Raw genomic sequence first — 13,408 nt, forward strand, 5'->3', positions numbered from 1 at the left:
GACTGATCCCGAGATTTTGACGCTGGCACGCTGCCTCGCACCCCGCGGCCCTACTTTGCATGGGGTTGTTTTCGACATTTTTTGCGGAGGCAAGGCCAGCACCGGCTTCGCACGTCATCTTACCCGATGCTGGCACCCGGGGCGTTACAGCAGCTTCCGCTGAGCAAGGTTCTTCATGAGCGCACCGATGCCGAAGCTCCAGGGCTCGCACGCGTCGCTTGCGCGCATGCGGTTGGTGAGCTTGCCGAGCTCGGGGGCTGCGATCGTGACGATGTCGTCGGGCTTGTGGGTGAACCCCTGCCCCGGCGCATCGCGATCCTCGACCGGCGCGAACATCGTGCCGAGGAACAGCACGAAGCCGTCAGGATATTGATGCACGGTGCCGATCGTCTGCGCGACGAGATCGGTGGGATCGCGGCTGATCTTGCTGATCGAGGAATGGCCGTTGAGCACAAAACCATCCTGCCCCTTGACGTTGAGGCTGATGTCCAGCTTGCGTGCGTCATCGAGGGAGAAGGTGTCGTCGAACAGCCGCAGCAGCGGGCCGATGGCGCAGGAGGCGTTGTTGTCCTTGGCCTTCGACAACAGCAGCGCCGAGCGTCCCTCGAAGTCGCGCAGGTTCACGTCATTGCCGAGCGCACCGCCGACGATCTTGCCGCGGCTCGAGACGAACAGCACCAGCTCCGGCTCGGGATTGTTCCAGGTCGATTTCGGATGCAGCCCGGCATCCATGCCGGCGCCGACCGACGATAGCACCGGCGCCTTGGTGAAGACTTCCGCATCGGGGCCGATGCCGACTTCGAGATACTGGCTCCAGGCGTTCTGCTCGATCAGCACCTGCTTCAGCCGCATCGCCCCGTCCGAGCCGGGCTTGAGCTTCGACAGATCGTCGCCAATGAGCCGCGTCACCTCTTTCCGGATCGCTTCGGCCGATGCCGGATTGCCCTTTGCCCGCTCCTCGATCACGCGCTCGAGCATGGAGACGGCAAAGGTCACGCCGGCGGCCTTCAGGGTTTGGAGATCGACCGGCGCCAGCAGCCAGGGCTTTTGCCGGTCGCGTTGATCGGGCGGCGTGTTGGCTGCGATCGCTTCGAGATCGCCGATCCGCTCGCCCCTGGTCTCGCGCACCGCCTTTGCCGGATCGGCCTCCTCGCACAGCGCGCTGACGGTTGCAAACCGCGCAGTGACGTCGAACACGCCGTCGCTGCGCACCGCGACCACGGCGGGACCATTGACCTGCGGCAACCAGACGCGGCCAACCAGCGTGCCGCGCGTCCCGTCCTCCGGCAAGACATCCTTCGCCGTCAGTGTCATCCTGGCCGTTTCCGACTTCATTGCATCGGTCCTTTTCTCATTCGTTGTCACGCGCAGACGGCACGAGAGGCGCGCCGCTCGCCAGCACCAAAAACACCATTTGCGGCCGCTCCGCCACTGGCAGCATACGATGCAACCGCGCCGGGCGCCCTCGCCTATTGCACCGCGGAACCATTTGCGACGCAACATTCAAAATGAGACTGCCCGTTAAGCCACGCATGGCTCCGACGCGTGCGCTGCATCCGAGTTCGGTTAGCCTTCACTCAAGAACCGTGTGCCTCGTGCCAACGAGCTTCCGGCGAATGAATAATGACGATGAATAATGACGACACAGGGAGGAGAGCAATGTTGAAAGGCAGTGTGGGACTTATCGCGCTGAGCAGCCTGTTGCTTTCGGGCGCAGCAATGGCTCAGGAGAAGATCAAGGTCGGCGTCACCGCAACCCTCGAAGGCACCTACACTGTGCTCGGCGAGGACGGCATCCGCGGCTTCCAGACGGCGCTCAACGTGCTCGGCAAGAAAGTCGGCGACAAGGAACTCGAATTCGTCATCGCCTCGACCGACGCAACACCCGACTCCGCCGTGCGTGCGGTGCGCAAGCTGATCGAGCAGGACAAGGTGCAGATCCTGCTCTCGCCGCTGTCCGGCGACGAAGGCATCGCGGTGAAGAATTTCGCCAAAACCCATCCCGAGCTGACGTTCATCAACGCGGCCTCGGGCGCGCAGGAAACGACCTATGTCGATCCCGCGCCGAATTTCTTCCGCTACAACATGGACGGCGCACAGTGGCAGGTGGGCCTCGGCAAATATGCCTATGAGAACAAGGGCTATCGCAAGATCGCGACGGTCGGCGAAGACTATTCCTTCATCTACACGCAGGTGTTCGGCCTCGTGCTCGAATTCTGCGGCATGGGCGGACAGGTCACCAATCGGCAGTGGGTGCCGCTCGGTACCAAGGACTTTGCCTCGGTGATCGCCGCGCTGCCTGACGATGTCGACGCGATCTATCTGGGCCTGGGCGGCGCCGACGCCGTCAACTTCCTCAACCAGTACCAGCAGGCCGGCGGCAAGGCGCACCTGATGGGCGGCTCGATCATGATCGACCAGACCATCCTGTCCTCCAAGGGCAACGCCAAGAACGCGCTGATCGGAACGCTGGCGGCGAGCGGCCAGGCCGACACCTGGGAGGATCCGGGCTGGCAGAAGTTCGTGAAGGACTATCAGGACGCCTTCCCGCCTAACAAGCGCTTCCCGAGCCCGTCGCTGCTCGCGACCAACTATTACGGCTCGACCATGGCGCTGATCCTCGCGCTGCGCCAGGTCAACGGCGACCTCAGCGACAATCAGTCGAAGTACAAGGCTGCGCTGGCAAAGATCGAGCTCGATGCGCCGAACGGCAAGATCAAGCTCGACTCCAACCGCCAGGCGATCGGCACCAACTTCGTGACCGAGGTCGTCGATGACGGCAAGGGCGCGCTGTTCTCGAAGGTCGTGAAGGTGATCCCGAACGTGAACCAGACCCTCGGCTACGATCCGGCGGTATTTGCCAAGATCGGATTGCCGAGCCGTACAGTGCCAGAATGTAAGAAGTACTGACGCAATCACGTTCGCAACTGCGGCGACCGGGGAGCGATTTGCGAGGCGCGGATCTCACCGCCCTTGCAATCTCTCCCCGGTTGTTGAACGCTAACGGCAAAACAAGACAACATCGGGAGGGGATGGCATGAGCCGGGCGCTCGCCGTCTTCCACGGCCGGTTTGGTCGGGCGACGGTCTATCAGTTGAACCGCCCTTTCAACATCCACGCGCATCGCGAGGGTCATCTGATATTTCATGTCGGCGGCATGCCCGCGTGCATCGATGTTTGCGACGGACGCTTCCAGCTCAATGAAACTTCCGTCGTCGCCGTCAATCCCTGGGAACCGCACAACTTCCTGCCCTCCGATCTCGACGCCGGCGCGATCTTCTTCGTGCTCTACGTCAACGCGGAGTGGTTCGCGCCCGATGCACCCGGCGCGGACCGGCTGCGTTTTGGCCGCACCCAATTCAAGCGCACGCCGGCGCTCGACAAGCACATCCGAAGGACCGCAGCGCTGGTGTGCGGCGCCCCCTCGCTCTCGAGCCTCGACTCCGAACTCAGGCGGCTGATCGACATTTGCTACGACGAAAGCTGGCAGCAGGCCGAAATCACGCGCGACGCCCGCGCGGCCGGCGCCGTCACCGACTTCCGCGTGCGCAAATGCATCAGGCTGATGTCGGAAAGCCCGGGCGCCGAGATGGAGCTCGACACCATCGCGCGTGAATCCGGCCTGTCGAGGCCGCATTTCTACCGCCTGTTCCGCACCCAGACCGGCGTGACCCCGCATCTCTATCTCAACACGCTGATCATGGAGCAGGCGCTGGAGGCGCTGGTCGCGAGCGAAGCGCCGATCGCCGATATCGGCTTCGATCTCGGCTTCTCCTCGCAGAGCGGTTTCACCCGCTTCTTCGCTGCCAATGTCGGCATGGCGCCGACCGATTATCGCCGCGCCGCCAAGGTTTTGCGCGCGTAAAGCCGCGCGCGAAAAGATACTCTCGATCAAACACTCTCCTTGTGTCCTCGCTAGGATACGCGGAACGCGATCCCGAAAGAGGAACGCGAGCCCAGGGAGATGCACGTCCATGGCGTGGTACGCAGCCTGCTCAGGGCTGTCTGACCTGCATCGGGATGATCGTCGGCGCGGCGCCTCCGCGGTGGAGCGGCTGCCATGACCCGCTTCGTCGAACGCCATCCCGCCTGGGCGCTGATCGTCATCATCGCGATTGCGCTTGCGCTGTGGCTGATCTTCGCGGTCTGGCCGCCGGGACTGGAAGAGGCGATCGGCCGCAAGCGGGTGTTCCTCAACGCCGTCTTCAACGGCATTACGCTCGGCGGTCTCTACTTCCTGGTCGCAAGCGGCTTCACCCTAATCTTCGGCCTGATGCGCAACGTCAATCTCGCGCACGGCTCGCTCTATCTGTTCGGCGGCTATGTCGGCTACGCCATCAGCGCCTCGACCGGCTCGTGGATCCTCAGCTTCATCGTCGCCTTCATCCTGACAGCGCTGGTCGGCATCCTGCTCCAGGTGATCGTCTTCCGCCGCATGGAGGGCCAGGACCTGCGCCAGACGATGGTGACGATCGGGCTCTCGATCGTGTTCGCCGATCTCATGCTATGGGCCGCCGGTGGCGACTTCTACCAGATCCAGACCCCGAGCTGGCTGATCGGTCCCGTCGAGCTGCCGCTGATCACGGCACTCAAATCCTCGGGCGAGCCGGTCTATCTGCGCTACCCCCTGGTGCGGCTCGTGATCTTCGCCGCGTCCGTGGTGATCGGCATCGCGATGTGGCTGGCGCTCAACCGCACGCGGATCGGGATGATCATCCGCGCCGGGGTCGATGACCGCGACATCCTGGCCGCGACCGGTGTACGCATCCAGGTCGTGTTCGTGCTGGTCTTTGCGCTCGGCGCCGGGCTCGCCGGCATTGCCGGCGTCGTCGGCGGCACGTTTCAATCGCTATCGCCCGGTGAGGACATCCGCTTCCTGCTCGCCTCGCTCGTGGTCGTGATCGTCGGCGGGATGGGCTCGATCCCCGGCGCGGCGCTCGGCGCGCTGATCATCGGCCTCGCCGAGCAGCTCGGCTCGGTCTACATCCCGACCTATGCGATCGTCGTGACCTTCCTGATCATGGTGCTGGTGCTGGCGCTCCGGCCGCAAGGCCTGCTGGCGAGGCGCTGACATGTCGGTCACCCACGACGCACGCGTCCCCGTTCGCACCGCCTCCGGCGCGCAGCGGCCCGCGCTGCGAGGATGGCCCGAGATCGACAATCCCGCCGCCTGGATCGTCGCGATCATCCTTTTGATCATGCCGCTGATCGCCAACGGCTTCTTCCTGATCGAGATCTTTGCGACGACGCTGATCCTTGGCACCATCGCGCTGAGCCTGATGTTCCTCGCCGGCTATGGCGGCATGGTCAGCCTGATGCAGCTCACTGTGGCCGGCTTTGCCGCCTACATGGTCGCCGTGTTCGGCACCAGCGACAACGCCAATATCAGCCTGGGCTGGCCATGGTGGCTCGCAGTTCCCATGGCTCTCGCGCTCGCCACGGCCTTCGGCACGCTCGGCGGTGCGCTCGCGGTGAGGACCGAGGGCATCTACACCATCATGATCACGCTCGCGATCGGCGCGGCCTTCTACTATTTCACCAACCAGAACTGGGCTATCTTCAACGGCCACACCGGCATCAACAACGTCGGCACACCGCGCTTCTGGGGCGTCAACTGGCGCGCCGATATTCCCTTCTACTACGTCGTGCTCAGTGTCGCCGCGCTCTGCTACTTCGCGGTCGAATACATCTCGCGCGCGCCGTTCGGCCTTGCCTTGCAGGGCGTGCGCGACAATCCGCGCCGCATGGCCGCACTCGGCTTCAACGTCAATGCCCATCGCGTCGCGGCCTACGCGTTTGCGTCCTTCGTCGCGGCGCTCGCGGGCGTGTTGCAGGTCTGGAACTACCGGCAGATCTCGCCCGGCTCGGTCAGCGTTGGCGCCTGCATCGACATTCTCATTATTGCGATCGTCGGCGGCATCACGCGGCCTATCGGCCCCTACATCGGCGCGCTGATTTTCGTACTGCTGCGCACCTTCGCGCTCGACTTCCTGGTCAAGATCGGGCTCGACGGCAACCGTTTCCGGCTGCTGATCGGGCTCGGCTTCCTCGCCATCGTGTTCTGGTCTTCGGATGGCGTCATCGGGCTCTGGCAGCGCTGGCGCCAGCGCACCACCCCGACGCGCCCAATCGGGCGCAGCGGCCAAAGATCGGTCCAAGGATCTGCCCAAGGATCTGCCCAAGGATCCGGTCATGGATAGCGTCGCCCATCGCCTCTCGGCCGTCGGCGCCGGCGCCGCGCTCGAGCTGCGCGGCGTGACACGGCTGTTCGGCGCGCTGGCTGCACTCACCGATGTCACCATCACCGTTCGCCCCGGCGAGCGGCGCGCCGTGCTCGGCTCCAACGGCGCGGGCAAGACGACGCTGTTCAACTGCATCACCGGCGACTTCCCGCCCTCCTCCGGCACCATCCGCTTCTTCGGCGAGGACATCACGCACTTCCCGCCCTATGAGCGTATCCGCCGCGGCCTGAGGCGGACCTACCAGATCTCAGCCCTGTTCCCCGGCCTCACCGTGCAGGACAATGTCTACCTCGCCTGTCGCGGCGTCTCGCGCGGGCGCTTTTCGCTCCTGCGGCCGGGGCAGAACGACGCGCTGATACATGCCGCAGACAATCTCGTGCAGGCGGTGCATCTGACGAACGTCAGGGATCAGCGTGTCGCCGAGCTCGCGCACGGCCAGCAGCGCCAGCTGGAGATCGCGCTGGCGCTCGCAGGCGCGCCGCGGTTCGTGCTGTTCGACGAGCCGGCCGCAGGTCTTTCGCCCGCCGAGCGGCTGGAGCTGATCGAGATCCTGACGTCCCTACCTGCTCATATCGGCTACATCATCATTGAGCACGACATGGACGTGGCGCTGCGCGTCGTCGAGAGCGTCACGATGATGCACAACGGCCGCATCTTCAAGGAGGGCCTGCCGCAGGAGATCCAGTCCGACCCCGAGGTCCAGGAGCTTTATCTCGGAGGCGGCCATGAATGAGGTCCGTCGCTCCGCGGCCGCGCTCGAGGTGAAGGGTCTCGACGTCTATTACGGCCATTCGCACGCGCTGCAAGGCGTCGACCTCGCGCTCGATGCGGGCGTTTTCTCCGTGGTCGGTCGGAACGGCATGGGCAAGACCACGCTGTGCAAGGCGATCATGGGGCTTGTGCGGGTGAGCAGCGGCTCGATTCGCATTCGCGGCGAAGACATCACGCGGCGCCCGCCGGCGCATATCGCGCGTCTCGGCGTCGGCTATGTCCCGCAGGGACGCCGGCTCTGGCGGTCGCTCAGCGTGGACGAGCATCTGCGGCTTGCCGGCGGCATCCGCAGTGGCGCCTGGACCGTCGAACGCATCTACGACACGTTTCCGCGGCTCGCCGAGCGCAAGGGCCACGGCGGCGGCCAGCTTTCCGGGGGCGAGCAGCAAATGCTTGCGATCTCGCGCGCCCTTCTCACCAACCCGCAGCTCCTCATCATGGACGAGCCGACCGAGGGCCTTGCGCCCGTCATCGTCGCCCAGGTCGAGGACATGCTGCTGCGGCTCGGCGAGGACGGCGACATGTCGGTGCTCGTGATCGAGCAGAATATCGGCGTTGCCACCGCGATCTCGCGCAACGTCGCAATCATGGTCAACGGCCGGATCAATCGCATCATCGATTCGGTTCGCCTTGCCGCCGACCGCGATTTGCAGCAGCGCCTGCTCGGTGTTGGGCTTCATGCCGAGCTTGGGCCCGAGATCGATATCCCCGCGGCAGGTTCTGAGACAAAAGTTGCGCCGCAGCCCACGCGACCGAGCGGCCCGATCCGCATCTACATCTCCAACCCGACGCCGCCGACGCGCTGGTCGCAGCCGGTGCCGATCGCGCGCATCGAGGCCGCGGCGCGCACGCTCTCGACGCAAGTGGCACGGCTGGACGAGTCGGCGCGACGCAAGCGCGAACCCGGCGCGGCGCAAACCTCGGGTCCGCCCGTCGTGCTCGTCGTCGGCACGCTCGACACCAAAGGCACCGAGCTGCGCTTCATCCGTGACATCATCGCGGAAAATGGCCTGCGCACGCGGCTCGTCGACGTCTCGACCAGTGGCAGACACACGAGCTGCGACGTCTCCGCGCAGGAGATCGCCCTGAATCACGGACGCGGCGGGTCGGCCGTGTTTGGTCCCGACCGCGGTGTTGCCGTGACCGCGATGGCCGATGCATTCGCCAACTGGCTCCGCCGCCAAGGCAACGTCGCTGGCGTCATCTCAGCCGGCGGCTCGGGCGCGGCCTCGCTCGTTGCACCCGGCATGCGTGCCCTTCCCATCGGCGTCCCGAAGCTGATCATCTCCTCGGTCGCCTCCGGCGACGTCGGCCCCTATGTCGGGCCGGCCGATATCACCATGATGTATTCGGTCACCGACGTGCAGGGCCTCAACTCGATCTCGCGCGCCGTGCTCGCCAACGGGGCCAACGCGCTTGCCGGCATGGTCAAGGCGCGCCTCGACCAGCGCGAGGCCAACGAGCGCGCCGCGAGCGCAAGCCTGCCAGCGATCGGCATCACCATGTTCGGCGTGACCACCCCGGCAGTGCAAAAGATCGCGGCCGATCTGCGCGATGATTTCGAATGCCTCGTGTTCCACGCTACTGGCGTCGGCGGACGCTCGATGGAGAAGCTGGTCGAGTCTGGCCAGCTCGCCGGCGTCATCGATCTGACGACGACGGAGGTCTGCGATCTCCTGATGGGCGGGGTATTTCCGGCGACCGAAGATCGCTTCGGCGCGATCATCCGCAGCCGCGTACCTTATGTCGGCTCCGTGGGCGCGCTCGACATGGTCAATTTCGGCGCGCCCGACACCATCCCCGAGCGCTATCGCGGCCGCAAATTCCACGTCCACAATCCGCAGGTCACCTTGATGCGGACCACGGTGGACGAGAACGAGCGTATGGGACGATGGATCGGCGAGCGGCTCAATCAGATGGACGGGCCGGTGCGGTTCTATGTCCCCGACGGCGGCGTCTCCGCCCTCGATGCGCATGGACGGCCGTTCTGGGACCCCGAGGCCGATGCCGCGCTGTTTCGTGCGCTCGAACGCACGGTGCGGCAGACCAGCAATCGCCAGCTCGTCCGCGTCAAGAACAACATCAACGATCCCGAGTTCGCCTCCACGGTCGTCAGTGCATTCAAGACCCTGTTCGGACGCACCGGGGCGCGCCGGAGAATGGTGAGGTGACCGATGGCCAGGTTTGAACGGGCTGCACTGCTGAAGCGATTTCGCGAGATGGCAAAGCGCGGCGAGCCCATCGTCGGCGGCGGCGCCGGTACGGGTCTCTCCGCCAAGTGCGAAGAGGCCGGCGGCGTCGATCTCATCGTCATCTACAATTCCGGCCGCTATCGGATGGCCGGGCGCGGCTCGCTCGCCGGCCTCATGGCTTACGGCGATGCCAACGCCATCGTGTTGGAAATGGCGAGCGAAGTGCTGCCCGTGGTCAGCAAGACGCCGGTGCTCGCCGGTGTCAACGGCACCGATCCGTTCCGCGACATGGATGCGTTCCTCGACCAGCTCAAGACACTCGGCTTTGCAGGCGTGCAAAACTTTCCGACTGTCGGGCTGATCGACGGGGTCTTCCGCGCCAATCTGGAGGAGACCGGCATGTCCTACGCGCTGGAGATCGACATGATCGCCAAGGCGCGCGAGAAGGACATGCTGACGACGCCTTACGTCTTCAGCGAGAAGGAAGCCGCAGCGATGGCGATCGCTGGCGCCGACATCATCGTCTGTCACCTGGGACTCACGACCGGCGGCACGATCGGCGCGCAGACCGCGCCGAAGCTTGCCGATTGCCCGGCGCGTATCGACACCTGGGCCTCCGCCGCGCTCAGCGTCAACCCGGACATTCTGGTGCTCGCCCATGGCGGTCCGATCGCGGACCCCGCAGATGCGGATTTCATCATGAAGCATACCCGCCACTGCCACGGCTTCTACGGAGCCTCCTCGATGGAGCGCCTGCCCGTGGAGCGGGCGCTGACGGACCAGGTTCGCAAATTCAAGGCGATCGGCGCGCGCTAACGCCGACACGTTCGAGGGAGGGAAAGATGTCGGGGATTTTAGTCGGTGAATTGATCCTCTGGCTGATCGTCGCGGTCATCGTGATCGTGGTTGGCGTCTACATCGTGAACTGGCTGTACCATCGCTCGTCCAAGGAGGTCTCGTTCGTCCGGACCGGCTTCCTCGGTGAACGCGTGGTCATAAATGGCGGTGCATTCGTGCTGCCTTTCATCCACGACTACACGCCGGTCAACATGAACGTGCTGCCGATGGGCATCCTGCGTTCCCGGCAGGACGCCGTGATCACCCGTGACCGCATGCGCGTCGACATCGAGGCCGACTTCTACGTCCGCGTGCAGCCGACCCGCGAAGCCGTCTCGATCGCGGCCGCTACGCTCGGCCGCCGCACCATGGAGCCGGAGCAGCTCCACGCACTGCTGGCCGGCAAGTTCATCTCCGCGATCCGCTCGGTTGCTTCCGAGATGACCATGGAGGAGATGCACGAGCGGCGCGGCGACTACGTCGCGCGCGTCAAGACCAATGCCGCGGAAGCCCTCGCCCAGAACGGTCTCGAACTCGAGTCGGTTGCGATCACCGATCTCGACCAGACTGACCTCGAATTCTTCAACCCCTCGAACCGCTTCGACGCCGAGGGCCTGACGCGGCTGATGGAGGACATCGAGGCCAAGCGCAAGCTGCGCAACGACATCGAGCAGGACTCGATGATCAAGATCCGCTCCCGCAATTTGGAAGCCGAGCGGCAGGCGCTCGAGATCGAGCGCGAGAGTGAAACGGCCCGCCTCGAGCAGGAGCGCGACATCGAGATGCGCCGCGCGCTTCAGCGCACCGAGGTCGCCCGCGAGCGCGCGCTGCGTGAGACCGAGGCCGAGCAGGCCCAGATCTCAGCACGCGAAGCCATAGAGAAGGCCCGCATCGCCAACGATCAGGCCATCGCCGAGGCCCGCATCGCCTCCGAGCGCGAGACCCGTCAGAAGGAGATCGAGCGGACCCGGACCATCGAAGAGAAGGAGCTGCTCGCCCGCGAGGAGGTCGAGAGGACACGGATCGCCAACCAGCGCTCGATCGATACGACGCGCATCGCTTCCGAACGTGAGGTGCGCCAACGCGAGATCGAACGGATGCGTACCGTCGAGGAAGCCGAGATCGCCGCGCGTGAGGCGATCGAGAAAGCCCGCATCCAGCAGGATCGTGTGGTGACCGACGCCCGCATTGCCAACGAGGAAGAGACAAGGCGCCGCGAGATCGAGCGTACCCGCGCCGTCGATGAGGCCGAGATCACGGCACGTGAGGCCACTGAAAAGGCCCGTATCGCCCAGACTATGATTGTGAATGTCGAGCGCATTTCCTCCGACGAGCGCACCCGTGCGCTGGAGATCCAGCAGGTGCGCACCATCCAGGAGGCTGAGATCGAGGCGCAGCGCGCGGTCGAAGCCGCTCGCATCGCCCGCGAACGGACGCTGGCCGCCGAGCGCATTGCGGCCGAGCAGAACACGAGGCAGTTGGAGATCGATCGTAACCAGACCTTGGATATCGCCGGCGTCACCGCGCGCGAGGCGACGGAAGCGGCCCGCATCGCCCAGGAGGAGCGCGTCCGGTCTCTCGAGATCGCCCGCAACCGCACTGTCGAGGAAGCCGACATCGCCTCCCGCGAGGCGATCGAGGCCGCACGCATCGCGCAGGAAAAAGCGGTTGCCGCCGAGCGCATCCAGGCCGAGCGCGAGACTCGCGCGCTCGAAATCGAGCGGACCGGCATATTGGAGGCGGCCGAACTGAAGCGGCGCGATGCCATAGAGCGCCAGCGCATCGGCGTCGACCTCGCGCTCGAAGCCGAGCGGATCACCTCCTCGAAGAAGCGCGAGGTGCTCAACATCGAGCAGAAGAAGGCGATCGAGATTGCGGATGAGGATCGCGTCATTGCGCTGTCCACCAAGAAGTCCGAGCGCATCGACGCCGACCGCCAGGTCAGGCAGGCCGAGATCGTCGCGCGCAAGGAGGTCGAGACCACGGATGTCTCGCGCGAGCAGGCGCTGGAAGCCACCCGTATCGAGCGCCGCCGCGCGATCGAGCAGCTCGAGGTCGCTCGCGTCCAATCCCTGCAGGAAGCCGAGATCGCTTCCCGCGAGGAAGTCGAGCGTGCCCGTATCGCGTCCGACCGCGGCCTGGATGAGGCGCGCATCGGCCGCGAGCGCGAGCTGCGGAAGCTCGAAGTGAACCGCGAGAAGGAAGTCGAGACGGTCCTGATGGAGAAGGCGATCGCCATCCATCAGAAGTCTCTGGAAGAGTCGGCCGCGCGCGCCGCCGCCGAGGAGGCCCGCATGCGGGCGACCGAAGCGGCGGAACGCGTCGTCACGGCCCGAGAGAGCGAGATCGCCAAGCGGCGCAAGACCGTCGAGGTGCTGCTCGCCGAGAAGCAGGCCGAGGAGACTCGCATTGCCGCCGAGGCCGAGCGTGTCCGCGCGGCCGTCGAAGCCGAGGCACAGCGGATGCTGAACGAGGCCGAGAACGTGCTGACGGATCAGGCCCGCTACTCGCTGTTCCGTCGCAAACTGCTCGATCGGATCGAAGGCATCGTGCGCGAGAGCGTCAAGCCGATGGAGAAGATCGAGGGCATCCGCATCCTCCAGGTCGACGGCCTCAATGGCAACGGCCATGGTGGCGGCAATGGCGGTCGCAGCGCCACCGACGAGGTGATCGACTCGGCGCTGCGCTACCGCGTCCAGGCGCCTCTCATCGACTCCATTCTGTCCGACATCGGCGTCGAAGGCGGCAGCCTCGCAAAGATGCCGGGCCTGATCCGCGAAGCCCGCGACATGCAGGGCATCAAGGATTCCGCCCGCAAGAGTGGCGGAGGCGGCGGCGACAAACCGGCCACCTCCTCTGCACCTTCCGCCGAAACTGGCCCGCCGGCCGAGCGCGGCCCGCGGAAGAAGAGCTGAGGTCTAGACCATGGCCCGCGTCTACGTCTCAACCGTCGTCAATGCACGCAACGATCGCGTCTGGGCGCGGGTGCGCGACTTCAATGGCATGCCGAACTGGCACCCGGCCATCGCCGAGAGCCGCATCGAGGGCGGTGAACCCTCCGACAAGATCGGCTGCGTCCGGGATTTTCGCCTTCGCAACGGCGACCGCATCCGCGAAAAGCTGCTCGGCCTCTCCGACTACGACATGTTCTGCACTTATTCGATCCTGGAATCCCCAATGGGCGTAGAGAACTATGTCGCGACGCTGCGGCTCACGCCGGTCACCGACGGCGACCAGACCTTTATGGAGTGGACCGCCGAATTCGACTGCGCGCCGGAGCGGGAGACAGAGCTCGTCAACAACATTGGCGGCGGCGTGTTCCAGGGCGGTTTCGATGCGCTCAAGCGCGTGTTCGGAGGCTGAGCA

Annotated in this window: 10 protein-coding genes; 9 read left to right on the forward strand and 1 reads right to left on the reverse strand. The window is 65.2% G+C overall.

The window, feature by feature from the left end; all coding sequences use genetic code 11:
* Window positions 1-144: 144 nt before the first annotated feature.
* Window positions 145-1,335 (reverse strand): fumarylacetoacetate hydrolase family protein, encoded by a 1,191-nt coding sequence (locus SO156_RS19920; RefSeq protein WP_498535973.1) that lies wholly within the window; start codon window positions 1,333-1,335, stop codon window positions 145-147.
* Window positions 1,336-1,659: 324 nt separating this feature from the next.
* On the opposite strand from SO156_RS19920, the gene SO156_RS19925 reads away from it, so the two are divergent.
* The 9 genes from SO156_RS19925 to SO156_RS19965 all read left to right on the forward strand — a co-directional run bounded on the left by SO156_RS19925 (window position 1,660) and on the right by SO156_RS19965 (window position 13,405).
* Window positions 1,660-2,910, forward strand: a complete 1,251-nt coding sequence (locus tag SO156_RS19925) for an ABC transporter substrate-binding protein (RefSeq protein ID WP_498535974.1) — start codon at window positions 1,660-1,662, stop codon at window positions 2,908-2,910.
* A gap of 127 nt (window positions 2,911-3,037) precedes the next feature.
* Window positions 3,038-3,865 (forward strand): helix-turn-helix domain-containing protein, encoded by an 828-nt coding sequence (locus SO156_RS19930; protein WP_458146415.1) that lies wholly within the window; start codon window positions 3,038-3,040, stop codon window positions 3,863-3,865.
* 195 nt (window positions 3,866-4,060) lie between these two features.
* Complete coding sequence (locus SO156_RS19935; RefSeq protein WP_498535975.1) at window positions 4,061-5,071, forward strand: branched-chain amino acid ABC transporter permease; 1,011 nt, start codon at window positions 4,061-4,063, stop codon at window positions 5,069-5,071.
* A 1-nt stretch (window position 5,072) separates the two neighbouring features.
* Window positions 5,073-6,200: a branched-chain amino acid ABC transporter permease gene (locus SO156_RS19940; protein WP_498535976.1), complete on the forward strand. Its 1,128-nt coding sequence runs from the start codon at window positions 5,073-5,075 to the stop codon at window positions 6,198-6,200.
* Window positions 6,193-6,975 (forward strand): ABC transporter ATP-binding protein, encoded by a 783-nt coding sequence (locus SO156_RS19945; protein WP_458146412.1) that lies wholly within the window; start codon window positions 6,193-6,195, stop codon window positions 6,973-6,975. The genes SO156_RS19940 and SO156_RS19945 overlap by 8 nt, the downstream gene beginning before the upstream one ends.
* Window positions 6,968-9,184: an ABC transporter permease gene (locus SO156_RS19950; RefSeq protein ID WP_498535977.1), complete on the forward strand. Its 2,217-nt coding sequence runs from the start codon at window positions 6,968-6,970 to the stop codon at window positions 9,182-9,184. Before SO156_RS19945 ends, SO156_RS19950 begins: the two co-directional genes overlap by 8 nt.
* 3 nt (window positions 9,185-9,187) lie before the next feature.
* Window positions 9,188-10,021, forward strand: coding sequence for a phosphoenolpyruvate hydrolase family protein (locus SO156_RS19955; RefSeq protein ID WP_458146410.1), 834 nt, complete (start codon window positions 9,188-9,190; stop codon window positions 10,019-10,021).
* 26 nt (window positions 10,022-10,047) lie between these two features.
* The gene (locus SO156_RS19960) at window positions 10,048-12,957 is read left to right on the forward strand and encodes a flotillin family protein (RefSeq protein ID WP_458146409.1); all 2,910 of its coding nucleotides are present in this window, start codon (window positions 10,048-10,050) and stop codon (window positions 12,955-12,957) included.
* Between the two features lie 10 nt (window positions 12,958-12,967).
* The gene (locus SO156_RS19965) at window positions 12,968-13,405 is read left to right on the forward strand and encodes an SRPBCC family protein (protein ID WP_157331006.1); all 438 of its coding nucleotides are present in this window, start codon (window positions 12,968-12,970) and stop codon (window positions 13,403-13,405) included.
* The last annotated feature ends 3 nt before the right edge of the window (window positions 13,406-13,408 follow it).

Source organism: Bradyrhizobium sp. UFLA05-125 (assembly GCF_059803515.1).

Coding starts and splice junctions, on each gene's coding strand:
- SO156_RS19945 (WP_458146412.1), top strand. CDS start 6,193: ATGGATAGCGTCGCCCATCGCCTCTCGGCCGTCGGCGCCGGCGCCGCG.
- SO156_RS19940 (WP_498535976.1), top strand. CDS start 5,073: ATGTCGGTCACCCACGACGCACGCGTCCCCGTTCGCACCGCCTCCGGC.
- SO156_RS19935 (WP_498535975.1), top strand. CDS start 4,061: ATGACCCGCTTCGTCGAACGCCATCCCGCCTGGGCGCTGATCGTCATC.
- SO156_RS19955 (WP_458146410.1), top strand. CDS start 9,188: ATGGCCAGGTTTGAACGGGCTGCACTGCTGAAGCGATTTCGCGAGATG.
- SO156_RS19960 (WP_458146409.1), top strand. CDS start 10,048: ATGTCGGGGATTTTAGTCGGTGAATTGATCCTCTGGCTGATCGTCGCG.
- SO156_RS19920 (WP_498535973.1), bottom strand. CDS start 1,335: ATGAAGTCGGAAACGGCCAGGATGACACTGACGGCGAAGGATGTCTTG.
- SO156_RS19925 (WP_498535974.1), top strand. CDS start 1,660: ATGTTGAAAGGCAGTGTGGGACTTATCGCGCTGAGCAGCCTGTTGCTT.
- SO156_RS19950 (WP_498535977.1), top strand. CDS start 6,968: ATGAATGAGGTCCGTCGCTCCGCGGCCGCGCTCGAGGTGAAGGGTCTC.
- SO156_RS19930 (WP_458146415.1), top strand. CDS start 3,038: ATGAGCCGGGCGCTCGCCGTCTTCCACGGCCGGTTTGGTCGGGCGACG.
- SO156_RS19965 (WP_157331006.1), top strand. CDS start 12,968: ATGGCCCGCGTCTACGTCTCAACCGTCGTCAATGCACGCAACGATCGC.